Source organism: Candidatus Saccharibacteria bacterium (assembly GCA_016700315.1).
Lineage (GTDB): Bacteria > Patescibacteriota > Saccharimonadia > Saccharimonadales > SZUA-47.
Genome location: CP065013.1, coordinates 75015 through 99387, shown reverse-complemented (window position 1 = coordinate 99387; position 24373 = coordinate 75015). Strand labels below are relative to the sequence as shown.

The window sequence follows — 24373 nt, the reverse complement described above, 5'->3', positions numbered from 1 at the left end:
AATGACCGAGTTCGTTACAATTGAGAAGCTGGTTCATGGTGGGCAGGGGTTAGGCACGCTTCCTGACGGCCGTAAGATTTTTGCATGGAATGCGCTGCCGGGTGAAGAAGTAGAAGTTGAGATTAGCAAATCCAAAAAGACACACGCCGAAGGTTTTGCTACCAAGATAATCAAGCCAAGCCCAGATCGCATAAGTGAGCTAGGTCGAGAGGACATCGAGCTATCAACCCAGCCGCTTAAAATAATGAGCTATGAGGCAGAACTGTCCGCCAAAAGGTCGATAGTCACAGAGATATTTGAGCGTGAGTCAGTTATCTTGCCAGATTTTGAGGTGCAAAGCACTGGTCCGGTTAATCACTATCGAAACAAGGTTGAATTCTCGTTTTGGGGTGACGAAGCCGGGCTTCATTTTGCGCATTACTTGCGAGCAACTCACCGCAAAATATTCTTAGAACTGCCGTACAATGATCTTATTTACCAGAATATGTCTGACCAAGCTAAAGCCCTTTTACAAGAGTTAAATGATCAAAAAATTAGAGCGGGCAGTCTAAAGTCGGTTATTATACGCAGCGAAACGGCTTCCAAAAACGCAAAAGTGGCACTAGCTCTATTCGTCAAAACCAAAACTTTTCCCAAGCTCAAACTAGATAACCTTGTTGTCTACTACAGTGATCCCAAAAGCCCAGCATCGATTACAACCGAGAAGATTTATCAGAACGGTTCAACAATCTTGAGCGATCGGTTACTGGGCTGCGCGCTAAGCTATGACGTGTTATCGTTTTTCCAGGTTAACTTACCAATTTTTGAACTGGCGCTTAAACGAATCGACCATTTAACTAGCGGAGCAACCAATAAAGTTGATATGTACTCAGGTGTCGGCTCGATCGGCATACCTATTGGCGGCACCAAAGTTCTGGTCGAACTCGACCCAGTAAATGCAAAAATGGCTCGCGAAAATGTCAGTAAACAACCAATCGAAGTAGTTGAAGCCAGTACCGAAAAAGCGCTTCGCTACATAACAAAAGACTCGGTAATTATAGTTGATCCACCTCGGTCGGGTCTGCACAAGGATGTTGTCGCAAAAATTATCAACGAGAAACCGGCGCAAATTGTTTACCTTTCTTGTAATCCAGCTACTCAGGCCAGGGATGTGCGGCTACTCGTTGACGGCGGTTACAAAATCCAAAACTTCGATGCCTACAACTTTTTTCCACGCACTCCACATATCGAAACACTTATCAGCTTGACTTTAAGTTAAACTTCATGTTAAACTTCAACTATGAAAACAATTACAGCATTAGAACTTCGCGAAGATCTAAAATCTATTTTAGCAAGGGCAAGTCGTGGTGAAACTGTACGCATAACTTACAAAAATAAATTTCAGGCTCAAATCGGGCCGGTCCAAACTCCCAAACAATCAAATGCATCTCGTGTGTTTGCTGCTAATAGCGAAGTATCTAACTATCTTTCGAGCCAGACTAGGGGCAAACTTGACGATTTAGAATACCGAGAGAAAATCAAAGAAGAATATAAGGACCATAGGTATCTGGGTAATTTGTAGTGGCGGCGCAACAAGCTTTTTTGGATATTAATATCATTATAGATATTATCATTCAAAGATCTAGGGCAGAGAAAATCCAAAAACTACTAAAAGACTACGATTTATTCATTAACCCTTCGATAATTGATACGGTATATTACATAATCAATAAAGACTCAAAGATTCCGAATCATGTATTTAGGAAAGCCATGGGTAGCTACCATATCTGTAATGTTAATGGCAATACAGTAGAGCTTGCATTCGATATTGCTGCTGAAAACGATCTAGAAGATGCATTGCAAGTAGCGTGCGCGCTTGATAATAATGTGGAAAATTTTGTTACTGCCGACAGACAAATAAAGAAGCTCTATGGCAAAAAAATAAATGTCATAGAAGTTTAAGTTCTGAGAAAGCAATAATTTAAGCTAGAGTTATATAGATGAAGTTCGTTGATTACTACAAAGTTTTAGGGCTGAAGAAATCAGCGAGTTCGGCCGAAATCAGAAAGGCCTACTTAAATCGCGCCAAAGAACATCATCCTGATCGTGGTGGCCAAGAGCAGCGTATGCACAAAATCAATGAAGCCTACGAAACTCTGAAAGACGAGAGAGCCAGAGCACTGTACGACGAGATACACCGCGCCAAATATAGCCCGGCGCCGGACGAATCGATTTTTTTCACAGAAATGGCCAGCGATCATAGAACCAGAGAGCAGCTGCTGGAAGATACCAATAAGAGTCTGCGCCAAAATGGTTTAGTGACAGCTGTATCGAGTGCGGTGGCCGTTTTAATTTATCTTTACACTAACAGCAATATCTACTTAGCAGTTCTGCCGCTGATGTTGATTGCGACTTTGCGTTTTTCACGCGCATTTTATGATCGTTTAAGTTTGCGCGCAAAACCAAAAACAACTTTTTTGGAAACCAGGATTCTTTTTACCTGTTATGCTATGGCTGTATTGGTAGTGGGTTTTGGGACTTACGGAATTCTAGCGCGGTATCGTGGCGAAAAAACCGGCGTAGTTTCGTCGGCAGTTTTAAATGATGATGCACTCTCCAAGATCAAAGAAGCGAGAAACTCCTACGAATCATGTCAAAGTGACTTTACTCAAGTTAGTACTCAGTTGCAGCTAACAAATCAACAGATAGATAAAGCCTTCGTGAGTGGAGACCAAGTTGCATACAGTCAATTAAAAAATGAGCGTGAAAGTTTGGTTACTACATTCGCTAATCAACAAACAAAATGCTCAGAACTGCAGGTCGCATACAACCAGCTTCTCAATAAATATAAAGTGGAAAATGGAGTAGCAAAATGAAACAACACCGTTTTTTTGTTAAAGATACTGAACTTGGCGAGTCGATCTGGGTAGATGACAAAAACTTACTCAGGCAATGGCTTAGCGTCCTAAGATATCAGACAGGATCTCAACTCGTGCTGTTTGACGGAGAGCGAGAAGACAGACTATACGAACTTACAAGGATTGGTAATGGGGCTGTGCAGCTAAAGTTGGTTACTGAGCTTGAAAGGCGTATACCAGAACGTGATTTGTATCTGCTTTTTTCTTTGCTCAAAAAAGACAAAAATGATTGGGTACTCCAGAAGTGCACCGAGCTTGGTGTGCGACATTTTGTGCCCATACTTAGTTCAAGAACCGAGAAGACCGGCTTCAACCTTGAGCGAGCAGCAAAAATAGTTGTCGAGGCGGCAGAGCAGTGCGGACGCTCCGACGTCCCGCGCGTGCGTGAGCCAATTCATCTCGAAACAGCTCTCAAAGAATTTGAAGGTAAAATTGATTTATATTTTGCCGAGCAATCAGACCATCTACTATCTACTACATCCCATCTACCAAGCGCCGTAGGGGTTTTCATCGGTCCTGAGGGCGGCTGGACCGAAGAAGAAAAAGAGCTATTGGCAGCCAATTGTGAAAAACTTAATCTCGGTCAATTCACCCTCCGCGCCGAAACCGCCTCAATTGTTGCAGTTAGCAGCCTAACGTGGTATAAATAACTTCAATAGCATTCAAATCTATAGGAGTATAAAGTCATGACTAAACTGATTAAACAAATGTTAGCTTATGGAGCTTTAGGGGCCGGCATGGGGGGTATGGTGCCTTTGGCAATAGGTCTTACTGAAGGACCTGAGCATTCCCCAAAGGTCGACAAATGCGTACAAGCCTTACCAACTCCAGGAACTAAAATTTCCGAACTACCCGATTCGTGCGCAGCCTTGTCTGTCCTAATAACCAGGACTGAAGTCTATACTCATGAAAACTCCAATACATCCAAAAGAGTTACTTATGTTGTACCGACAAAAGAAGACCTGACGCGAATTGCTGAAAAACAGGATGCCACAAACGACGCACGTTTTAGAAAAAGCTTATTAGTTTTTCCGCTAGGCTCGGCAGTTTTAGTAGCAATAGTTGGTCCGATTGTTTCTCACTTAAATGAGAAGCAAAAAGCTAGGCCAAACATTAAATAATCATCCTAGTTGTAACTTTAACCCTAGACCCTCTAACCTAAAACCTATAACCTAAGTACATGAGTTACATGAGGGAGAGATCAAAACCGTATCAGTCAGGGCAGAAAGAGCCGTTTAAAGTAAGCCGTAGTAAGATCGAACTTTTCATGCAGTGCCCACGTTGTTTTTGGCTAGACGCCCGGCTTAAGATTAAACGGCCCAGTAGCCCGCCGTTCAATATCAATAAAGCCATCGACGAACTTTTTAAGAAAGAGTTTGATATGTATCGGGCCAAAGCTGAGCCGCATCCTTTGATGCTTGAACACAAAGTAAGAGCGGTGCCTTATGCTCACAAAGATCTCGATACTTGGCGAGAGAATTTTGTTGGGGTTGCGACTCTGCACGAACCTACGAACTTACACGTTTTTGGCGCAGTAGACGACATCTGGGTGGATGATGCCGGCAAACTGATGGTCGTTGACTACAAAGCTACTGCCAAAGATAAGCCCGTTAAAGAACTAGGCGCTGAAGGCGGCTGGCAAGACATGTACCGCCGGCAGATGGAGATTTATCAATGGTTACTACGAGCCAATGGCTTCGACGTCAGCGATACTGGTTACTTTGTTTATGCTACCGGAACGACTGATCGTGCCGGCTTTAACAATGTTGTTGAGTTCGAGACTCATGTTTTCCCGCATAAAGGCAAGAGCGACTGGGTGGGCGATACGCTTGTTGCCATGAAAAATTGTCTTGATAACGACAAAATGCCAGAGGTGGGTACGGCTGCCATGGGCGGTCCTTGCGAATTCTGTGCTTATGCCAAAGCCAGAACAGAGCTAACTCTAAAAGCACTAAAATCTATATCATAAATCCTAAAAAGCAAAAAATAATAACTAAAAGCTGTAGACTGTAGACTGTTAGTTGTATAATAATTATAGATGATTGATATACAAATACTCAGGGATAATCCCGATCTTGTTGCTGAAAAATCAAAGCAAAAAGGCTACGAAGTTGATGTGCCGAAAATCTTAGAGCTTGATAAATCACGTCGTGAGTTGTTGCAAGTTGTTGAGGCGCTTCGCGCAAAGCGCAACGAACTAACCGAACGAATGAAGCAGTCGGTTGGCGGTGGTAAGCCAGACCAAGCCTTAATAGAAGAGGGCAAAAATCTTAAGATCGAGCTTGCAGAAAAGGAGAATTATTTAAACAGCATCGAGCAAAATCTAACGCAGCTTTTAAAGCAGGTACCAAACATGCCGCTCGATTCAGTGCCGGTTGGCGCAAGCGAAGACGAGAATCTTGAGGTAAAAGTTTGGGGGCAAAAAAGACAGTTCGATTTTCAACCGTTGAATCACGCAGTTTTTGCCGAAAATAGAGGCTGGCTTGACAAAGAGCGCGCTGCCAAAGTTACGGGTGCACGATTTGCTTATATTAAGGGCGATTTAGTAAAACTTCACTGGGCACTTTTGCAGTTTGCTAGCGACATCTTAACCGATGAAACTCAACTTAGCAGTATCGCAGAAAGTGCAAGCCTTAAAGTGAGTAGTAAGCCATTTACTTTGGTGTTGCCGCCGCACCTTTTAAAAACCGAAATCTACGACAAGATGGATCGACTAGAGCCACAAGAAGAACGCTACAAAATTGAAGGTGATGAGCTGTGGCTGCAGGGCAGCGCCGAACACGTGCTTGGTAGTATGCACGCCGACGAAATTCTTGCCGAGGCAGACCTGCCAATTCGCTACCTAGGTTATGCCACAAGTTTTAGGCGCGAAGCAGGGACCTACGGCAAGGATATGGAGGGCATAATCCGTATGCATCAATTCGATAAGCTGGAAATGGAATCTTTAACGGTAGCTGAAGATGGGTTAAGCGAACACTTATTTATGGTAGCCATTCAAGAATACCTGATGCAGCAACTTAACCTGCCTTATCACATATTAGAAAAGTGTACTTTCGACATAGGCAAGCCTGATGCTAAAGCTGTCGACATAGAGGCCTGGATTCCAACCCAAAATAAATACCGCGAAACCCATACCGCCGATTACATGACAGACTATCAGGCCCGCCGCCTCCAGACCAAAGTGCGGCGTAGTAGTGGTGAAACTGAGCTTGTTTATACTAACGATGCTACGGCCTTATCCATGCGTCCCCTAGTGGCAATTATCGAAAATTATCAAACCTCTGACGGCAAATTAATCGTGCCAGAAGTATTAAGGCCCTATATGGGCGGAAGGGAAGTTCTATAAAATGAACAAACAAATTGACATAGATGGAGTGCATTTTGAGGCTGACGAAGATATCAAAAAGTATATCGACAAAAAACTTTCTAAACTTTTCAAATACGGCGGCCGCCGCAACCGCGAAGCGATGCACGCCAGCGTTAAACTCAAGCAAACCCCGAGCAAAGATAAGCGCAAATTAACTTGCGAAGTGATTTTTAAGTTACCAAACGAAACGATTACTGTAACTGAGACCGCAACCAATATGTATGCTGCATTTGACATTGTCCATGCCAAACTAAAGACACAGCTAAGCAAGTACAAAGAGACAAAAGTTATGCGTCATCAAGGCCGTAAGCAGAACAGAGTGCGTGCTGCCCTAGGCAAGATTTTACCAAAACGCTAGGTTATTTATTATTTTCAAGTTTTTTAGCTCAAAACTAGCGAAGGTCGTGTTATAATTACTCCTATAAACGGGCGTTAGTGTATGGTGGAAACAGCCCAAAAATAGAAGGGTAATTATTACAGAATGAAAAAATTTTTGAAGCGTGCGCTTGGTGATCCTCAAGCAAAGACTTTGAAACGCTATAAAAAGCGTGTTGTGCAGATTAATGCTCTCGAAGATAAATACAAAAAAATGAGCGATAAAGAGCTAGCTGCGCAAACAGCTATTCTGAAGGATCGTATCAAAAACGAGAAGAAGAACCCGCTTGACATCGTGCTTAATGACGCTTTTGCGCTAGTCCGTGAAGCGGCTAGCCGAACAATCGGACAACGCCACTTCGATGTTCAGCTGATCGGCGGTATGACGCTACATGAGGGTAAGATTGCCGAAATGAAGACCGGTGAAGGAAAAACCCTTGTGGCAACACTGCCGCTTTATCTGAACGCTCTAGAAGGTAAGGGCGCGCATCTTGTTACCGTCAACGATTATTTGGCTCAGCTGCATGCTGGCTGGATGGGGGAAATTTATAACTTTTTGGGACTTTCTTGTGCTGTTATTATGGCCGATTTGTCGTATATTTTTGATCCGACCTTTGACAACAAAGATCACGATGACCCACGCTTCCGCCATCTAATGCCTTGTACTCGACAAGAGGCATATGCCGCTGATATTACTTATGGAACAAACAATGAGTTTGGTTTTGATTATCTTCGTGACAACATGGTGCGCGAAGTCGATCAGCTGCGCCAACGTGATCTAAACTATGCTATTGTCGACGAAGTTGACTCAATCTTGATTGATGAGGCCAGAACGCCGTTGATCATCTCGGCGCCAGCCACCACAAGCGGTAGTTCTTATGCGCAATTTGCCAAAATTATCCGCCAGCTCAAGCGCGATAAGCATTACGAAGTTGACGAAAAACGCAAAGAAACTGCTTTGACCGACGAAGGTATTGATCAAGTTGAGAAAGCTCTCGGCATCAAGAACCTCTACGGTACAGATAATATCCGCAACATCTATCACCTCAACCAAGCTCTAAAAGCCCAGGCGCTCTTCAAGCGCGACAAAGACTACGTTGTCACTAACGACGGCGAGGTGGTAATCGTTGACGAATTCACTGGACGTCTACTCAAAGGTCGGCGCTACAACGAAGGTTTGCACCAAGCTATCGAGGCCAAAGAAGGCGTCGAAGTTCAGGAAGAATCAATGACGCTTGCGACAATTTCTTTCCAAAACTATTTCCGTCTCTACAACAAGCTAGCTGGTATGACCGGAACAGCCGAAACTGAGGCAGAAGAGTTTCACCAGATATACAAACTCGATGTCGTCCAGATTCCGCCAAACCGCAAGGTAGTTCGTGATGATCGAGCCGACAAGATTTACAAGACCGAAATGGGCAAGTTTAACGCCATAATCGACGAAGTAAAAGTTCTTCATGCCGAAGGCCGGCCCGTCCTAATTGGTACCGTTTCAATCGAAAAAAACGAAGTGTTAAGCCGCTTGCTCAAAAAAGCTGGCGTACCCCACCAAGTCTTAAACGCCAAGAACAACGAAAGTGAAGCCAAGATAATTATGCAGGCTGGCCAAAAAGGTGCGGTTACGCTTGCTACCAACATTGCTGGTCGTGGCACCGACATTATGCTTGGAGAAGGGGTGAAAGAAGTCGGCGGTTTGGCTGTGATCGGAAGTGAACGCCACGAATCCAGACGTATCGATAACCAGCTGCGTGGTCGTGGTGGTCGTCAGGGCGACCCAGGTACAAGTCAGTTCTTCGTTAGTACCGAAGACGACCTAATGCGAATTTTCGGTGGCGAGAAGATACAGGCCGTCATGGGCAGACTAAAAATTGACGACTCGATGCCGCTTCAGAACCGCTTCGTAAGCAAGAGTCTAGAAGGCGCGCAGAAAAAGGTCGAAGGTTTTAACTTCGATACTCGTAAAAATGTTGTTCAATACGACGACGTCATGAACAGACACCGTAAGGCAACATACATAATGCGCAAACAAATCTTGCACGAGGCCGACATTCATGGACGCATAAAAGTATTCATCAACGATGAAGCGCGTCAGCTTTCTCGCAGCCCAGAAAGCATCACTGACAATTTTGAGCCAATGGTCAAGGAAGTTTTCCCGCTTAGCGAGAAGACTTTAGATAAACTTTTTGATTCAGATACTCACAAATTCGAGAAGTCACTCGAAGAGGCTGCGCTAAAACAATACTCAACTCAAGAGACTCGCTTCGGCGCAGAAGTTCTGCGAAAAGTGGAGCGCGATGTTTATTTGCAGATTTTGGATAATCTTTGGATGCAACACCTAGAAAACATGGAGCACTTGCGCGAAGGTATAGGTTGGGTTGGTATTGGCCAGCGTGACCCGCTGGTTGAATATCGCCGTCAAGCTCAGCATTTGTTTGAGACGATGCAGCAAGATCTCAGGCATGATACTCTGCGCACGCTTTTCCACGCCGAGCCGATCGAAGAAGATGCGCTTGATAGGCCGGTCGAAACCGAACTGACTCGAGCTGCTCGTAGTTCGGTTGAAGGCAGCGACGTAGTTGTTGAAATCGAGGATAATTATTCCGAGGAAGATTTCTTGGGATCGGATAAAGCTAAGCATGCAGCTACAAGGCCAAGCCTAAGTCATAAGAAGAAGCAACAATCACGCAAAAAAGAACGCAAAAATAAGGCCAAAAACCGTCGTCGGAAGTAAGAGGCAGCGTCTTAAGTAAGCATCTTAAAGAATGAAACATACAATCACAGAAGTGAAGTTCAAAAGCGGCCTCAAGGGTTTATTCGTTGATGTGCCAGATGCAGATGTTCTATATACAGAGATAAACTTTCGCGCAGGTGAGTACCTTCTAGAGCGTGGTAAGTGGGAGACTGCGCATTTGATGGAACATGTGCTGCTTGGTGCCAATAAGCGCTATCCAAAAGCTCGCGAATTCCAGGCTGAAATAGAAAAAAACGGTGCTTACTGCAACGCTTCTACAGGTGTTTATGACATAACTTACGAGTCGGAGTGTGCAGATTTTGAATGGAAGCGGGTGCTAGAGCTGTTGTTGGTAGCCATTGCCGAACCGCTTTTTTTGGAGGAAGAATTTGTCAGCGAAGCCGGTAATGTTCGTGAAGAATTAGTCGGTCGGAGCAATAATCATTTTCGCCATCTCAATATTGCTCTTCGGGAACAGATGGGGCTTATAGCAATGACCGACCAAAAACGCCTGGAAGCCATGAAGGAGGTGACCCTAAAAGACGTCGCCGATCATTATAGAAATACCCATACAATCAACAACGCTCGATTCGTTGTTGCCGGTAAACTGAAGGGCCGCGAGCAGCAAATCGAGGAAATGTTCACTAAGTTTTTGACTGTGCCGACTGGCGGACCTAGATTTGAGCTGCCAGTGGAAGTTCCAAGGAAGCTAGCTAAGCCTTTGGTAGTGAGACGTACGCATGTGCCAAATATGTATTTTTATCTCGACACTTACACCAAGAAACATCTCAAAAACGAAGACCGCGATGCGCTACTTGTAGCGAGTACGCTCCTTACCGAGACACTTTATTCGAGGATTTTTGGCTTAGCTCGTGAGCGTGGATTGGTTTATGCTATGGGTTCAGGGCAGTCGCCACTCAAAAAAGGTCACGGTTGGTGGCTAGGTGCGCAGGTTAGCCTTGCTAACGCGCCAGCACTTTTCAAAATGATACGCGACGAGCTGGCCAGTGTTCATAGCGGGATTTTGGCAGAGCATGAGATCAAAGCTGCTACCCAATACCTCATCGGCCGGTATCAGCGCTCAGGCCAGACAGTGAGCGGGATCGTCAACGGTTACACACCCTCATACTATTTCGAAGATCAACTAGAAGATTTTGCGCATTTTACTGAGCGTATGAACGCTGTGACAGTAGAAGATGTGACGAGGGTGTTCAAAAGTATGTTTACGGAAAATATTTGGGGGCTTGCAAGTCTAGGCAACATAAAACTTAGCTTTGTACGTGAGTTAAGCGAAACCCTAAAGCCCGTTTGGAGCAAGTAATGCTGTCTGAAATCAAGCTGCTTTATGAAGACATCAAAAAAGCTTCCGCCCAGCTTAAAATTACTGAAAAATCTGAGAGTTTAGCCAAGTTGGAACAGTTGATGCAGGCAGCAGATTTTTGGGGTGATCCAAGCAGCGCTGAGGCGACCAGTCGTCAGGCTGCTAGCCTAAAAAACGAAGTAGAAACATGGGCCAAGCTCACCGAAAATGCCAAAGATCTGGCGGAGCTAGCTGAGCTCGGTGACGAGTCGCTGAGTAGCGAAATAGAGCAGTCATATAGCAAGCTTAAATCGGAGTATGACATCTTAAAAACGGCCTTGTTGTTCAATGGGGCACACGACGATTATCCAGCAATTATTAGTATTCACGCTGGGGCAGGTGGGACGGACGCGCAAGATTGGGCAGAAATGCTGGAGCGGATGTATCTAAGATGGGCAGAGCAGAAAGGCTTCAAGGCGGTGGTGATTGACAGAAGTGCCGGCGAGGAAGCGGGTTTAAAGAGCGTGACTTTTAGTATTGCTGGGCCACACGCCTACGGTCTTGCCAAAGCCGAGCATGGTGTACATCGTTTGGTGCGTCTAAGTCCCTTTAATGCCGACAGCCTGCGCCAGACTTCTTTTGCCAAAGTTGAAGTCGTACCAGCTATTGAGCAAGATAGTGAAGTGGTAATCGATGAAAAAGATCTCAAAATTGATGTTTATCGAAGTGGTGGCAAAGGTGGCCAAAGTGTCAACACTACAGACTCGGCTGTAAGGATTACGCATTTGCCAACCGGGATTGTCGTGGCGATTCAGAATGAGCGTAGTCAGGTTCAGAACAAAGACATGGCCATGACGATTCTGCGCTCCAAGCTCGCGCAATTACTTGAGGAGCAGCACAAAGAAGAACTAAGTGAGCTACGCGGTCCGAATGAACAGGCGGCGTGGGGCAACCAGATACGAAACTATGTCCTTCATCCATACACAATGGTCAAAGATACTCGAACAAAGCACGAGACAACTGATGCACAGAGTGTCTTAGACGGTGGGCTTGACGAGTTTATGCTCAGTTACTTGGAGCTTTCTACATCGTAGCTTAAGTCTAGGAAAAACATCTCACTGTTTTTAACTGCGTTGATAAGATCACACATACTAGGGATTAAATCTAACGACATTAGTTCTGAGTACGTTACCCACTTGTTCTCCCCATGCGCGTCTTTCTCTATCATTTCACCCTTCAAGTTAACTGCTAATAGCATGGTAAAATTTACATATGAAACGGTTTCATTATTTTCTGAGATATGTATGAAGCCCGAGCCAATCACGGTAAAATCTGCAGTTAGGGAAGTTCTGCGTAGCAGTGCGTACTTAGCCGCCTCTATTATGGTTTTCCCAGCTATCGGTTCTCCGTGAATAAATCCGTACTTTCCAAACATCGGTTGGACAAGTCTTTTTCTAACCAACCATAGTCCGTCTATAAGTGAGTATATAAGTATGATTGAATGAGCTTGATAAAGGGTGAATTTTTTGTTTTGGCTTGAGTTTATGCAGTATAGCTTACCCTCGCTAGTAAGTGAGTATAAGCTATCTCTATCTTTCTGAACTAGTTTTTGTGATATCAATGATTTCAGATGGTAAGTAAACACGTTACCCTCCAAAGTCTTCGGCTTCAGATCTGAATAACGAGCGCCTGATGTCTCTACTAGTTTCTTAATTACATCTCTTTGTACGTGGTGTAAGTCCATCAAGGTAATTTTATTCGACTAGAACATGCTTTGTCTATGCTGCAGAATTCAGTTACTAATAATAAGGAGATGAGAAATGCCAAAAGAAGTAAAATTTTTTGCAGAGAAAGAAAAAAAGATTTGGGCTCTAACCCCAAAGGCCGATAAATTCGAAAGCTTTGCTGACGTAGCGGCAGAGTTAGAGAAAATGAATCGCGCAGTTATTAAGGCTCTTGGTGATGCTGAAGAACCAAAAGATTTCTCAGATATCGGTAGGGACAACCTATTAAGATATTTACAGAGTTGCGATATTGGCCTGGCTCATAATAAGAAGCTTGCTGCGGCCAGGCTTGAAGAACAGATTGCAAATCCTAGACTAAGTCAAGAACGTCTATACCAGCAAAGCTTTATTGAACTAGGCTACAGCGCGGGTGTATTAGCAGTCGTAGCTTTCACAGCATTCGACGATAGCCAGCCAGAAGAGTGGGTTATTGAGGGGTTCTTAGGTGATGCTATTGTCCCACAAGTGGAAGTGCTGCCCATGATTCATCCTACGGTTTTCGGTATTGACGTAGAAGATCAGGCTAGGCTCAATAGATTCACGGACAAATTGTATCCAGTGTAACAGTTACTAGAGGCCAGGCCTCTGGCAAAGGGTGTTTATTATTTCTTTGACAAATCGAGAGAGAGAGTAATATTCGTTTTGTATTAATCAAAAAATAAAAAAGGAATACAAAAATGAGCGAAGGATTTCCAACACAAACAAATGAATCATTACCGATTGAACAGGCATATCAACCACAATTCTCTAAAGAAGAAAGAGTAGACGACTACCTGCAAGCACACCCCAATGCAGTACAAGACCCTAGAGAAGCCGAAGTAATGGCACACGCAAGCTAGTTAGCAGAGGAGGCCGTAGTAAAAGCGGTAAATAAGGCAGAGGACGACATGATAGCAGGTAGAAATACGCACTCGCCACTCCAGCATGCTAGACTAATGAGAGAAAGTGCTAATGTGAGTGCTGCTGAGGCATCAAGGGTATTTCGGGCAGGCCAAGTAATAAAGGGTAATATCAGATAAAAACCGCATAAGCTTTATACTTATTACTCGATACTTTATACTATAAGAGTATGATACTGCTCGATCGGGTAACAATGGCTTATAGCAAAAAAGCGGGGGCGGCGCTCGATCGTGTCTCTTTACACGTCGAACCCAAAGAGTTTGTTATTATTATTGGCCAGAGCGGGGCGGGTAAGAGTACGCTTCTACGGCTACTAACCCGAGAAGAACGCCCGACTAGCGGCAAGATCGTGATCGGCGGCGTTGATTATGACAAACTGAAAAACAAAGATATTCCATACCTACGACGTAAAATTGGCGTTGTGTTTCAGGATTTTAAGCTGCTGCCAAAGCGTACAGTTTTTGAGAATGTAGCCTTCGCGCTAGAGATAGTTGGCATGGGCAACAAAGAGATCGCCCATACAGTGCCCAAAGTTTTAGATATCGTAGGGCTAAAGGGCAAAGAGCATTTTTACCCGGCCGAACTATCTGGTGGAGAGCGTCAGCGTGTAGCGATTGCTAGAGCAGTTGTTAGACAGCCCAAAATATTAATAGCCGATGAGCCAACGGGCAACCTCGACCCCAAACATGCGTGGGACGTCATACGCGTCCTCGAAAAAATTAACCGTTTCGGAACCACCGTGATCTTGACTACTCACAACCAGGAGATTGTTAATAAACTGCGTCGCCGAGTTGTGACAATTAAGGACGGCCGCGTAATAAGTGATCGGGCTGGATCGGAGTACGTCCAGAGATGAAAAACCTCAATACTCTCCGTCGAGTGCTCAGTATGGGCGCCAAAAACCTTTTCCGAAACTCATGGCTGACTATCGCAGCTATCGCAGTTATGATTGTTTCTTTGGTCATAATCCAGCTAGCAGTTGTTTTGAATGTAACTGCCAGCAACGCCATCAACCAGATCGCCAAAAATCTAAAAGCAGCAGTTTATCTCAAAGACGACGTTAGTGATAGTGACAGGCAAAAGCTGTTTAGCGCCCTAAAAGCAAACAATAATGTTGATAGTATCGAATACATCAGTCCAGAAAAAGCCCAGAAGGACTTAGCAGGTAGCTTCAAGAATAATGAAGAGATTCTGCAGGCCTATGCTTTGGTTGGTGGCGGGGTACTGCCTGCCTCATATAAGGTCAGCGTCAAAGATTTATCAAGAATCTCAGAAGTCCAGACAGTTGCAGAAGCAAACGAGTTTAGAGACATAGTAAGTAACGTTTCACTTGGCCAAACAGACGCTAAAAAAACGATAGATCGTGCAGCCGGCGCGCAGAAGTCCATAACAGTTGGGAGTATTGTGGCGGCCGGTACTTTGGCGATTATCTCAATCATGATAATTTTTAACACCATTAGAATGGCCATTTTTACTCGTCAAGAAGAGATAAGAATTATGAAGTTAATCGGCGCTACACCTAACTACATACGTGGACCATTCCTGGTTGAGTCGGCCTTATATGGGATAATTGCAGGTATTTTGGCTAACAGCATTGTCTATGCAATGGTCGTTTCAATCGGAGCTAAAGTAGCAGAACAGGCAGAGTTCGCTGCAACTTACCAACTTTTTACAAAAACTTCTATCATGATTGCTATGTTACTTGGTTCGATTCTCATAGGGGTAATGATAGGAGTATTCTCGAGTCTTTTGGCGATGGAACGACATTTGAAGCTGAAGCATTGGTAAGGGCTAAAGCTTCGGGTTTATAGTTGATAGATGAAGACTGAATACTCGTGAATGAAGACTGAAGACTGTTTGCTGATAACTGTTTATGAATTTTTTTTAGATTTTCGACTTCCTCGTTCTTCGTTCATCGTTCTAGGCCCGCCTTCGGCGGACTTACTGCTTGCTGCTAATCCCTAATCACCGGTTGCATTTGCTACAATATAGTTACCTCTATAAATAAGACGGAGGTATTGCATTATGTGGTACAATATAAAAGTTGTGAATACAACACAAAAACTTTCTAAAACAAAACTTTTCACGGCGATTCTTTTAGCAGCCGTATTTGTCGTTGGAGGTTTGCAGCTAAAACCGACTAGTAAAGCCGATGCAGCCAGTAGTGTTGAACTTCGCGCTCAGTCAAGCGCACTTCAGGATCAGATAAATGCCAGCAAACAACGTATTAAAGAACTGCAAGCACAAGCGCAAACTCTTCAAGTTAAAATCGAAGGCTTAACAGCAGAAATCTCGACAGCCAATGACCAAATACGTCTCACTCAAGTTAAGTTAGAAGAACTAGCTGATCGTTTAGTCAGGACTCAAGCAGAGTTAGATCGCCAAAAAGGACTTCTGAAAGCATCATTACGAGCTTTGTATCAGAAGAAAGGTGCATCGCCGGTTGAACTTCTGATTGCCAGCGAAAGCTTTTCGGATTTTATCAGCAATCAAGAGTATCTAGATCGTTTGCAGACTTCAGTCAAAGATTCGGCCGACGAGGTTGTCAAACTTAAGCAACAAATTCAGGCCGAGCAAGATGAACAAAAAGCGCTTTTGGTCGAACAAGAAAATCAACGCAACATTTTAGCGACCAAGCAGCAGGAACAACAGCAGCTCTTAGAGCAGACAAAAGGCGATCAAAGAACCTACGAAGGTCTAGTCGCTGGCCTTCTAGCACAACAGCAGCAGGTAAATGCGGCACTTTTCGCGGCAATTCGTTTGGAAAGCGGTAACGGAAACAACGGTGGCTATCCATATAACGACTATGCCTTTAGTATGACGCCTGGCGGCTGCGGTCCCGGCGAAGGTCCGGACCGCTGGAACTACTGTACTCGACAATGTGTTAGCTATGCCGCATGGGCGGTCGAGCGTTCCGGTAGACAAGCGCCAGTCGGCTACGGTAATGCCAAAAATTGGGTGAATGTAGCACCAGCTTCATGGCAGTTCAATACTCCACAAGCTGGAGACGTGGGCGTTGCAACAGGTGGTGGCTACGGGCATGTTGTATACATAGAACAAGTCTATGGCGATGGTACAATGCGTATTAGCCAATACAATGCGCAGTTAACAGGTAGCTACAGCGAAGCAACAGTCTCAATCTATATGTTCAATAAATACATTCGCTTCCCATAAGCGATTTCTATAATATCCCCAGCGTGAAATAAAGCAACCTAAGTTAATATAAATTTGTATCTGTAAATCTTATCACTGCGGCGTATTTTACGTGTTAACGGCTACGTAAAATTACTTAAAACCCACATATTCCTTATCTGTATAAGGTCCGTCCTTATACAGATAAGGAATATGTGAATTATGATATTTATATCTGTTGATTAATGAAGAGATTCATGTGAATTTTATTGTTAGTAAAAAAATAAGAGCCGGTAAGATCTTTTACACGAGCTGTATCTAGGCAACTTGATTCAAATCTTAGTTCAACTAACTATAATTTGCTAAACTGTAATAAAGCATAAGTAAAAATGGGAGAGAAGATTGGAAAATAGCGAAGACGCTTTTGCTAAGCGAGCTAACAACAAAACCAAATACGGAAAACTAGCACTGACCTTGATTTTGGCTTCTGGCTTGTTTTTTGCAGGCTGGGGTATTGGCAGCGGTCGCATTAGTCTAGATGGTACAAAAAAAGTAGCCGTAAGCACTACGCCAAAAGAGCTAGATTTCTCAAGTGTTGATGAGCTCTATTCTGAGTTGAAAGAAAATTACGATGGTGAACTAGACACAAATAAGCTAATTGACGGTATTAAAATAGGCCTAGCTCAGGCAACAGGTGATCCTTACACCGAATATTTTAACGAAGAAGGCAGCAAAGAGTTTAATCAAGAGCTTAGCGGTACATTCAGTGGGATCGGGGCTGAGCTTGGTAAAGATGGCGAAAAACTCGTAGTTATTTCTCCGATTGCAGATAGTCCAGCTTCGAAGGCAGGCTTACTGCCTAAAGACGTAATTGCTAGCATAGATGACCAGTCGGCCGCAGGCTTAAGCGTTAGCCAAGCCGTAGACAAAATCAGAGGTAAAGAAGGTACGAAAGTGAAGCTAGGAATCGTGCGCGGGGAAACCGAAGCACTGAGCTTCGATATTACTCGTGCTCAAATTAACATTCCTAGCGTAAAGTCTGAGATCAAAGGCGATGTCGGCATAATAACTGTTTCTCGTTTTTGGGATGACACCGCGAGTTTGGCCGAAAAAGCTGCAGATGATTTTAACCAAAAAGGTATCAAAAAGATCGTACTAGATTTACGTAACGATCCAGGTGGCTCACTGAATGCAGCGGTTGCGCTATCTAGTCTGTGGCTTGATAAAGGCCAGACTGTGCTTATGGAAAAACAGGGTAGTAAAGTTATACAAACCCTCAAGGCCAGCGGCAATCAGAAGTTTAAAGATGCAAAGACTGTTGTACTGATCAATGAAGGTAGCGCCAGCGCTAGCGAGATTACGGCTGGAGCACTAAAAGATAACGGCAAGGCAACTCTAATTGGTGTGAAGTCCTATGGTAAAGGCAGTGTGCAGCAGGTTATCCCCCTAAAGAGTGGTGGCACACTTAAGGTCACGATTGCTCGTTGGTATACGCCGTCAGATAAAAATATCGACAAAGAAGGCATAAAACCAGACCAAGAAGTTAAGCGCAGCCTTGATGACATAAAAGCCAAACTGGATCCGCAGTTGGATGCAGCTTTCAGTGCGCTAAAGTAGCAAGCCCACCGAAGGCGGACGATGAACGAGGGGATAGAAAATCTAAGCTCTAGATAGTATTAAGTATTATGTATAAAGTATAAGCCCAGAGATAGTAGCGAGTAGTTAGTAGTAAGTAGCAAGCGTAAAATTCTAAATTCTAAGCTCTAAATTCTATAATAGACCCTAGTCCCTGGACCCTAGACCGTAGTCCTACTAATCACTCTAAACTCTAACCTCTAACCTATAACCTAATCATTGCTCTTTTATAAACCATCAACTATAAACTATAAACTCGTCCCTAGTCCCTAGACCCTAGATTCGAGTCCCTAGCTCTTGGTTCATGACTCTTGACTCTTGACTCTACTTGAGCGGTAGGCAGTACGGGGTAATACTTGCTAGCTACTAGACCCGGGTCCGTAGCTCCTAGACCTTGGTTCCCAGTCAGTCTAACCAATAACCTTAAGCCTTCTTATTTCTCTTGTCTATTGTCGGAGCAATGTGTAAAATATATCCATAAGCGTGGGAGCAGAAGGGGTTTTTGGAATTGGTTAAAAAACCAACGAAATTTATATTTGTTACAGGTGGTGTGCTTTCCGGACTTGGGAAGGGTATTACTGCCGCCTCGATTGGCAACCTCTTAAAAGCTCGTGGCTTGAAAGTGAATCTACAAAAATGTGACCCGTATCTAAACGTTGATGCGGGCCTTTTAAATCCTCGGGAACACGGTGAGTGCTATGTTACGTATGACGGAGCAGAGACCGATCTCGATCTTGGCCATTACGAGCGTTTTATCGATGAAGAGCTAAACACCAGGAGTAGCCTGATGAGCGGCAAAGTTTTACTCAAGCTCATTCAAGACGAACGGGCTGGCAAGTTTGACGGAGATGATGTGCAGATCATCCCGCACTTAACAGGTGCGATACAAGAATGGATCCTAAAAGCAGGTGAGGGCTATGATGTACACATTGTAGAAATCGGCGGTACAGTTGGCGACTATGAATCGTTGAGTTTTATGGAGGCGATAAGAGAACTTGGGATTAGAGTTGGTCTTGAGAACTGCGCCTATGTACACGTTGTTTACTTGCCATATTTAGGAGCGAGTAATGAATTCAAAACCAAGCCAGCGCAGAATTCTGTTCGGGACTTGCGTGGGCTAGGTATTGCACCAAACATCTTAGTTGCTCGCAGCGAAAAACAAGCTAGCGAGTCTGCACGTAGCAAGCTGAGTCTATTCTCTGGTGTCTCTGAGAGTGCAATTGCGCTTTTGCATAATGCCTCCACTATCTATGAAGTTCCTCTTACTCTCGAAGAAGATGGTATTGCTGAAGCCGTTATTTCTAAGCTAGGTTTAAAGACTGGCAAACCAGACCTCAAAGAATGGCGCAAAGTGGTAGATCGAGCCAAAATGCAGCATCCAAAAACTGTCAAAGTAGGCTTTATCGCAAAGTATATGGACAACACAGATACTTATATGTCGGTTTTTGAAGCGCTTAGATCGGCCAGCTGGCAAGAAGGTGTGAACGTAGATATTACATGGGTTGATGCCGCAAAACTGAACAAAGCTGTGGGGCTTGCAGATTTTGACGGCATTCTGGTACCTGGAGGTTTTGGGCAGCGCGGTCTAGAGGGAAAAATAATGGCTGCGCAGTACGCACTCCAGAATAAAAAACCATATCTAGGAATTTGTCTAGGACTTCAAATGGCTGTAATTGCGGCTGCGCGTAACGCAGGCGTTCACGGCGCTACTACCTTCGAGTTAGATCAAGCTTCAAAGAACCAAGTAATCACAACTATGCAGGATCAAAAGGATAAGCTCCAAACTGGCGGCACAATGAGACTAGGAAACTACGCTTGTCATATCGAAAAGAACAGCCTAGCTCACAAGACTTATGGCGCAACTGAAATTGTCGAACGTCATCGACACCGCGGTGAATGTAACAATGACTTCCGTAGCGAATACGAGAGCTGGGGTATCAAAGCCAGTGGCCTAAACCGCGAAAACAATCTTGTAGAAATGATCGAAGCCATAGATCATCCTTTCTTCTTAGCTACACAAGCGCATCCAGAGTTTAAGTCACGCCCTAACCGCCCGCACCCAATGTTCGTCGGTTTCATAAGATCTATGCTGTAGCTTGTTCATGCTACGCCGACTCCTCTCATATCAAACACTTTTCTATAGCTCCAAAATTGAAATAATAAAATTGCTTATGGTAAGATAGGGTTATGGATAATCAACAACCACTTAAACCTTCAGACCTAAAACCAAAGAAAATTCTACTTGTCGAGGACGATGACAGCTTAGCCAGTGTCTATACGACGCGCTTGCAGGCCGAAGGTTTCGACATCCAACGTGTACCAAACGGCGAAGAGGCACTAGCTGCTGCGCTTAAGTTTGATCCAGATTTAATATTGCTCGATGTTATGATGCCAAAGGTTAGCGGATTCGATGTTCTAGATATACTTCGTAATACCCCAGAAACCGCCAATACAAAAGTCATTATGCTAACAGCTCTAAGCCAAGACAGTGACCGTGAAAAAGCCATGAGCTTGGGCGTAGACGATTACCTCGTCAAATCTCAAGTTGTTATAGCCGACGTTGTCGAGCGTATACGTCAACACTTGTCCTAAGTTGTGATTTTGCCGTTTTTTAAGTAAAAGATACTGCAACCTCGTACGCATGATTGATTTATAATGTTAGTATGAAGTCTAATGAATTTACAGTCCTGGATAAAAAGATCGATCAGCTAACAGATATGATCGGTAATTTTGCGAATGAAGTTACAGACAGGTTTGATAAAGTAGATGAGAGGTTCGGTGGTCTAGAAACCCGCATGGACGGCTTAGAAACCCGCATGGACGGTCTAGAAACCCACATGGACGGTTTGGACAATCGCATGGACGGCTTAGAAACCCGCATGGTTAGCATGGAATCAACGCAACGTGATGTTGTTGATAGGCTCACCCGAGTTGAAGGTAGATTGGCTGCTATCGAAACAGATATCAAAGAGTTATATTCTATGGCAAATATGCCGACGCCTAGTTTTAAGAGTAAAACCCAAAAGGGTAGAGTGATAGAGATTTATAATCTAGTTATTGAGCTCGCCAAACAAAGTGGCGTAAAATTACCTCACGAAGCATAATTTAGCGCAGCGAACTCCTACGAAGCAGCCTTCTAAAAATGCCAATCTAGGACAATAATAGCTTCTTATATAATTACTGCCTATTCCGCACGGTTCTTTATTATAAGGTGCTATCCAAAAAACATATTTTTGGTAATGTTATAAAAATTACATAATACCTTTCGTTACTATAGCATTGCAAAATTATAAAGCTTATGCTAAGATAATATTATTATGATATTCAAAACAAAAACTAACAAACCGGTCGAAACAGAACAGACGCTGCAGGCTACAGGGCCGCTAAACCTTGACCTTGACCAAGTCCCAGCTGCTACTCGCTTTGGCATCTTCGGCGGAAGGTAGCGATGTCAATTTTAGGACCAAGAAAAGGGAAGGTTCCTAATGAAGTAAGCAGGGCTACCATTGAATTTCTAAGATCAGAGACGGCAGCCGCAGAACAATCGGCAAGGCACAATTTTAACCATTTAGTAACAACTCATCTAGGCCTCGTCGCTTTGTTTGGAGAGGTTCGAAGTCCTGCTGCTACTCAAGCCGACAGACAGCCTGAAAAGCCAACTAAAGTCGTGAAAATAACGCAATAGGCATCAATAAAATATGTCATACGAAGCAAATAAACAAGCAAATACTATAAATCATGAACCAATCGGCCCGGACAGTTTCAAGTCTTTTGTAGAATCATGGGGCGTCGTCGGCGATAGTCCGTCAGAAAGATTACAAGCAATGTTAGGTCTTGGTCTTGATGGTCTGGCTTTGTTTCTGACTGATATAAATCGATGTATTCAAGGGGAAGAAGAAACTCAAATTCACGACTCGACAATGCAGGTGGGTGGCGTAGATATGGTGCCGATTAAAAATCGATATGATTTGTTTAAGGATTTTTATGAACAGCTCAACCTTGCAGCTAACAATATCAATCCGGAAAGAGCGGGCGATGCGTTAGCAATGGTAATTACTACGCTACATCCCTTCAAGGAAGCTAATGGTCGGACCGGACGAGCAGTTTCTTTCATGCTACATGATCTTTACGACGATCAAGCTGATTATGCCAAGAACTTCAGCTATGTAACTGCTAGTAGAGATCAGGCAAAGGCAAAGGGGTTAGCAAGCCATGAGTTGGCAGCACCTTTTTTGAAGCTTTCGAGTCTAGACCTAGGTCAGAATCTTGATTTACAAAGTTTTGGTAGCGTTAAAGACTATTTTACGAGACTACTAAGTGAAGAAGATGGCAATCTGTACAGCGGTACTTTTGGTTACGCAGCACTACGTAAGGAATGAATTATAGAATACCAGTGAACTGAACGAAATCAGTGTGTACAAGGGCGTTATTAGCTATAGCAAAAACTGTATCTTCTGGAAGTTAGACAAATATTTTTATTGAAAAGTTACTTAACGACGACTTCGGTGCGGCGGACGGTTTTGCCGGTGTAGTTTTTCTTGCGGCGTGTAACAAAGCTTACAACGCCGTCACGAGCAGCATGTATGGTGTGATTACGAGCTTTGTAGGTGCCGTCTCCAGCTAGTTTAGTGACACCAACTTGGCGCACCAAGACTTCGCCTGCGCGGACTTTTTGGCCGCCGCTGCGCTTTAGACCAAGTCTTTGGCCGGGACTGTCTTTGACATTTTTACTGGTGCCGCCAGCTTTTACCTTGGACATTTGTTATAGACTCCTTATTGCTTAGTGATAGTTACGAGTTGGCGGGCAACAAACTGATCTTCACGATCATAAAACAAATTTTTGCTGTCACAATGTTCGTATTTCACCCAATTATAGCCGATTTGCTCTAGCTTTTCAAGCACAGGTAGCTTTTTGTACCCCCGTACGCCGCGCCGCCAAGCCGGTACTGCTAAGCAGAGGCGAGTGTTGGCACTAATCTGGCTGGCAAGGTTAATCAAAAACTTCTCGTGCAGCCTATCTACGGCTGCAACCATTTTGCTGAGTTCGTTGTCGGAAATCTGCTTAGTTAGAGGAGGCCCAAGGTAGGTCTCGCAGGCAATCGCAAGCTTTGAGCCTTGTGCTTTGAGCTTTGAAAAATCCCAGCGATAGTAGTGGTTGCATCCCACCAGGAACGAAACTCGTTGATAGTTGATAAGCGATCATTCCTCTTGATCGTTCACGTTCTTTAGAGCCAGTCTAAGTTGTCTCTTGAATAATCGATCATTCGTGGTTCTAGGTCGCTGCCATAGGCGCTGTAGCCCATCAACAGAGCTTCTTGCAGCACCACGCCAGTTCCGCAGAACGGATCTAGCACACAGACTGCGCCAGCCGGCCTGCTTTCTGGCTGAGCCAGAAACTCTGCCGGCTTCTTGGGCATTTCCGGCTTCAAGAGTCCAGTGTTCACTTCACCGTAGTTTACTACGGCTCGTTGCGCGCTTCCTCTTGGCACCGAAACTTCCTCAAGCGCAGGCCGTGTGCCGTTACTTGCGCCAACCAGCCCGTTGTTATCGTACCGCGTACCTTGCACTCCGTACTCGTCAACTGCAAGGTTGATGATGGTCTGAGCCAGTTTTGGTGGCAACATACCAACTCTGCTGTCGCGCTTTGGTCGGCCGCGGTCGCGGGCAACGTAGCTATCAATATCTTGAACAAATTTAGTTTGGGCTAGGTATGTTTGCTTGCCGCTGCTAACTATCAGTAGCTCCCAAGCATTCTGAGTTGTCAATTTATTGTGATAGACTTCGGCGGTTGAAAGTTCGAGGTTTTTGTTGAGGATTACTCGCACAGGCTTGCCGCTAGTTTTGAGTAATTTTTTGAAGCCTAGTATCGACCGCTGGAGTTTGGGCACGGGGACTCTGAGGCCATATAGGCTTATGCCTAGCGTTAGCTTGCCCTGGGTGTAGCTAGCATGTTCAGGTAGGGTGCGGCTTAAGTACTGCTCGATTGACGGCCAATCGTTTGGGAGCTCAGCCAGTATTTTGGCAAGCTTAAGACTGCCGCCAAGCCGTGCGTAGTCGGCGGCGGTGACCTCGCTATTTATTATCGCCGCTTCGCTCGTGAAGGGCTGGATATTTTGCGCCCCAAAAACGGCCTCTAGCTCGGCTAGCGAGAGCTTTGGTAGCCTCCCAAGAATTGATATGTACTGTTTCACTACTCAATTATAACTTGTATGGCGCAAATCATTGTGCTTGTGTTTTTGTTATATATAAGTA

General features: G+C 44.3%; 26 protein-coding genes. 22 read left to right on the top strand and 4 right to left on the bottom strand.

Going from position 1 to position 24373, the window contains the following annotated elements:
• Position 1 precedes the first annotated feature (1 nt).
• The 12 genes from IPO96_00530 to prfB all read left to right on the top strand — a co-directional run bounded on the left by IPO96_00530 (position 2) and on the right by prfB (position 11764).
• Complete coding sequence (locus IPO96_00530) at positions 2-1258, top strand: class I SAM-dependent RNA methyltransferase (GenBank protein QQS65034.1); 1257 nt, start codon at positions 2-4, stop codon at positions 1256-1258.
• 21 nt (positions 1259-1279) lie between these two features.
• Entirely contained in the window at positions 1280-1561 is a 282-nt protein-coding gene (locus tag IPO96_00525) for a hypothetical protein (protein QQS65033.1), read from the top strand.
• Positions 1561-1941: a PIN domain-containing protein gene (locus IPO96_00520; GenBank protein ID QQS65032.1), complete on the top strand. Its 381-nt coding sequence runs from the start codon at positions 1561-1563 to the stop codon at positions 1939-1941. Before IPO96_00525 ends, IPO96_00520 begins: the two co-directional genes overlap by 1 nt.
• A gap of 38 nt (positions 1942-1979) precedes the next feature.
• Positions 1980-2855 (top strand): DnaJ domain-containing protein, encoded by an 876-nt coding sequence (locus IPO96_00515; GenBank protein QQS65031.1) that lies wholly within the window; start codon positions 1980-1982, stop codon positions 2853-2855.
• A complete protein-coding gene (locus IPO96_00510; GenBank protein QQS65030.1) occupies positions 2852-3547 on the top strand; it encodes a 16S rRNA (uracil(1498)-N(3))-methyltransferase in 696 nt (231 codons plus the stop codon). The genes IPO96_00515 and IPO96_00510 overlap by 4 nt, the downstream gene beginning before the upstream one ends.
• 36 nt (positions 3548-3583) lie before the next feature.
• Entirely contained in the window at positions 3584-4018 is a 435-nt protein-coding gene (locus IPO96_00505; protein ID QQS65029.1) for a hypothetical protein, read from the top strand.
• 59 nt (positions 4019-4077) lie between these two features.
• The gene (locus tag IPO96_00500) at positions 4078-4866 is read left to right on the top strand and encodes a PD-(D/E)XK nuclease family protein (protein QQS65028.1); all 789 of its coding nucleotides are present in this window, start codon (positions 4078-4080) and stop codon (positions 4864-4866) included.
• Positions 4867-4935: 69 nt separating this feature from the next.
• Positions 4936-6243: a serine--tRNA ligase gene (gene serS / locus IPO96_00495; GenBank protein ID QQS65027.1), complete on the top strand. Its 1308-nt coding sequence runs from the start codon at positions 4936-4938 to the stop codon at positions 6241-6243.
• Position 6244: 1 nt separating this feature from the next.
• Positions 6245-6622 (top strand): ribosome-associated translation inhibitor RaiA, encoded by a 378-nt coding sequence (gene raiA, locus IPO96_00490; GenBank protein QQS65026.1) that lies wholly within the window; start codon positions 6245-6247, stop codon positions 6620-6622.
• Between the two features lie 123 nt (positions 6623-6745).
• Complete coding sequence (locus tag IPO96_00485) at positions 6746-9370, top strand: preprotein translocase subunit SecA (protein ID QQS65025.1); 2625 nt, start codon at positions 6746-6748, stop codon at positions 9368-9370.
• A gap of 52 nt (positions 9371-9422) precedes the next feature.
• Positions 9423-10691 (top strand): insulinase family protein, encoded by a 1269-nt coding sequence (locus tag IPO96_00480; protein QQS65024.1) that lies wholly within the window; start codon positions 9423-9425, stop codon positions 10689-10691.
• Positions 10691-11764 (top strand): peptide chain release factor 2, encoded by a 1074-nt coding sequence (prfB, locus tag IPO96_00475; GenBank protein ID QQS65023.1) that lies wholly within the window; start codon positions 10691-10693, stop codon positions 11762-11764. Before IPO96_00480 ends, prfB begins: the two co-directional genes overlap by 1 nt.
• Here prfB and IPO96_00470 read toward each other — a convergent pair.
• A complete protein-coding gene (locus IPO96_00470) occupies positions 11740-12414 on the bottom strand; it encodes a hypothetical protein (protein QQS65022.1) in 675 nt (224 codons plus the stop codon). The two genes, prfB and IPO96_00470, sit on opposite strands and share 25 nt — an antisense overlap.
• Positions 12415-12490: 76 nt before the next feature.
• Here IPO96_00470 and IPO96_00465 point away from each other — a divergent pair, with 76 nt between their 5' ends.
• The 10 genes from IPO96_00465 to IPO96_00420 all read left to right on the top strand — a co-directional run bounded on the left by IPO96_00465 (position 12491) and on the right by IPO96_00420 (position 22500).
• The gene (locus IPO96_00465) at positions 12491-13018 is read left to right on the top strand and encodes a hypothetical protein (GenBank protein QQS65021.1); all 528 of its coding nucleotides are present in this window, start codon (positions 12491-12493) and stop codon (positions 13016-13018) included.
• Positions 13019-13131: 113 nt separating this feature from the next.
• Positions 13132-13293 carry a hypothetical protein gene (locus tag IPO96_00460; protein ID QQS65020.1) on the top strand — a complete coding sequence of 54 codons (162 nt, stop codon included), beginning with the start codon at positions 13132-13134 and terminating at the stop codon, positions 13291-13293.
• A gap of 230 nt (positions 13294-13523) precedes the next feature.
• Positions 13524-14210 (top strand): cell division ATP-binding protein FtsE, encoded by a 687-nt coding sequence (gene ftsE / locus IPO96_00455; protein QQS65019.1) that lies wholly within the window; start codon positions 13524-13526, stop codon positions 14208-14210.
• Positions 14207-15142: an ABC transporter permease gene (locus tag IPO96_00450; GenBank protein QQS65018.1), complete on the top strand. Its 936-nt coding sequence runs from the start codon at positions 14207-14209 to the stop codon at positions 15140-15142. Before ftsE ends, IPO96_00450 begins: the two co-directional genes overlap by 4 nt.
• Before the next feature lie 258 nt (positions 15143-15400).
• Positions 15401-16528 carry a CHAP domain-containing protein gene (locus IPO96_00445; protein QQS65017.1) on the top strand — a complete coding sequence of 376 codons (1128 nt, stop codon included), beginning with the start codon at positions 15401-15403 and terminating at the stop codon, positions 16526-16528.
• A gap of 360 nt (positions 16529-16888) precedes the next feature.
• Positions 16889-18103 (top strand): S41 family peptidase, encoded by a 1215-nt coding sequence (locus IPO96_00440; protein ID QQS65016.1) that lies wholly within the window; start codon positions 16889-16891, stop codon positions 18101-18103.
• A 526-nt stretch (positions 18104-18629) separates the two neighbouring features.
• Complete coding sequence (locus IPO96_00435) at positions 18630-20216, top strand: CTP synthase (GenBank protein ID QQS65015.1); 1587 nt, start codon at positions 18630-18632, stop codon at positions 20214-20216.
• A 92-nt stretch (positions 20217-20308) separates the two neighbouring features.
• Positions 20309-20713, top strand: a complete 405-nt coding sequence (locus IPO96_00430; protein ID QQS65014.1) for a response regulator — start codon at positions 20309-20311, stop codon at positions 20711-20713.
• Positions 20714-20784: 71 nt separating this feature from the next.
• Positions 20785-21225, top strand: coding sequence for a hypothetical protein (locus IPO96_00425; GenBank protein ID QQS65013.1), 441 nt, complete (start codon positions 20785-20787; stop codon positions 21223-21225).
• A gap of 594 nt (positions 21226-21819) precedes the next feature.
• Positions 21820-22500 (top strand): Fic family protein, encoded by a 681-nt coding sequence (locus IPO96_00420; protein ID QQS65012.1) that lies wholly within the window; start codon positions 21820-21822, stop codon positions 22498-22500.
• A gap of 107 nt (positions 22501-22607) precedes the next feature.
• Here the strand turns inward: IPO96_00420 and IPO96_00415 are convergent, their stop codons facing one another.
• Genes IPO96_00415 through IPO96_00405 form a run of 3 tightly spaced genes read right to left on the bottom strand, consistent with a single transcriptional unit; the run spans position 22608 to position 24312 of the window.
• Positions 22608-22880, bottom strand: coding sequence for a 50S ribosomal protein L27 (locus IPO96_00415; GenBank protein ID QQS65011.1), 273 nt, complete (start codon positions 22878-22880; stop codon positions 22608-22610).
• Positions 22881-22894: 14 nt separating this feature from the next.
• Positions 22895-23287 (bottom strand): hypothetical protein, encoded by a 393-nt coding sequence (locus tag IPO96_00410; GenBank protein QQS65010.1) that lies wholly within the window; start codon positions 23285-23287, stop codon positions 22895-22897.
• A 59-nt stretch (positions 23288-23346) separates the two neighbouring features.
• Positions 23347-24312, bottom strand: a complete 966-nt coding sequence (locus tag IPO96_00405; GenBank protein ID QQS65009.1) for a hypothetical protein — start codon at positions 24310-24312, stop codon at positions 23347-23349.
• Positions 24313-24373: the final 61 nt, after the last annotated feature.

Coding starts and splice junctions, on each gene's coding strand:
- IPO96_00530 (QQS65034.1), top strand. CDS start 2: ATGACCGAGTTCGTTACAATTGAGAAGCTGGTTCATGGTGGGCAGGGG.
- IPO96_00525 (QQS65033.1), top strand. CDS start 1,280: ATGAAAACAATTACAGCATTAGAACTTCGCGAAGATCTAAAATCTATT.
- IPO96_00515 (QQS65031.1), top strand. CDS start 1,980: ATGAAGTTCGTTGATTACTACAAAGTTTTAGGGCTGAAGAAATCAGCG.
- IPO96_00510 (QQS65030.1), top strand. CDS start 2,852: ATGAAACAACACCGTTTTTTTGTTAAAGATACTGAACTTGGCGAGTCG.
- IPO96_00505 (QQS65029.1), top strand. CDS start 3,584: ATGACTAAACTGATTAAACAAATGTTAGCTTATGGAGCTTTAGGGGCC.
- IPO96_00500 (QQS65028.1), top strand. CDS start 4,078: ATGAGTTACATGAGGGAGAGATCAAAACCGTATCAGTCAGGGCAGAAA.
- serS (QQS65027.1), top strand. CDS start 4,936: ATGATTGATATACAAATACTCAGGGATAATCCCGATCTTGTTGCTGAA.
- raiA (QQS65026.1), top strand. CDS start 6,245: ATGAACAAACAAATTGACATAGATGGAGTGCATTTTGAGGCTGACGAA.
- IPO96_00485 (QQS65025.1), top strand. CDS start 6,746: ATGAAAAAATTTTTGAAGCGTGCGCTTGGTGATCCTCAAGCAAAGACT.
- prfB (QQS65023.1), top strand. CDS start 10,691: ATGCTGTCTGAAATCAAGCTGCTTTATGAAGACATCAAAAAAGCTTCC.
- IPO96_00470 (QQS65022.1), bottom strand. CDS start 12,414: ATGGACTTACACCACGTACAAAGAGATGTAATTAAGAAACTAGTAGAG.
- IPO96_00465 (QQS65021.1), top strand. CDS start 12,491: ATGCCAAAAGAAGTAAAATTTTTTGCAGAGAAAGAAAAAAAGATTTGG.
- IPO96_00460 (QQS65020.1), top strand. CDS start 13,132: ATGAGCGAAGGATTTCCAACACAAACAAATGAATCATTACCGATTGAA.
- ftsE (QQS65019.1), top strand. CDS start 13,524: ATGATACTGCTCGATCGGGTAACAATGGCTTATAGCAAAAAAGCGGGG.
- IPO96_00450 (QQS65018.1), top strand. CDS start 14,207: ATGAAAAACCTCAATACTCTCCGTCGAGTGCTCAGTATGGGCGCCAAA.
- IPO96_00430 (QQS65014.1), top strand. CDS start 20,309: ATGGATAATCAACAACCACTTAAACCTTCAGACCTAAAACCAAAGAAA.
- IPO96_00425 (QQS65013.1), top strand. CDS start 20,785: ATGAAGTCTAATGAATTTACAGTCCTGGATAAAAAGATCGATCAGCTA.
- IPO96_00420 (QQS65012.1), top strand. CDS start 21,820: ATGTCATACGAAGCAAATAAACAAGCAAATACTATAAATCATGAACCA.
- IPO96_00415 (QQS65011.1), bottom strand. CDS start 22,880: ATGTCCAAGGTAAAAGCTGGCGGCACCAGTAAAAATGTCAAAGACAGT.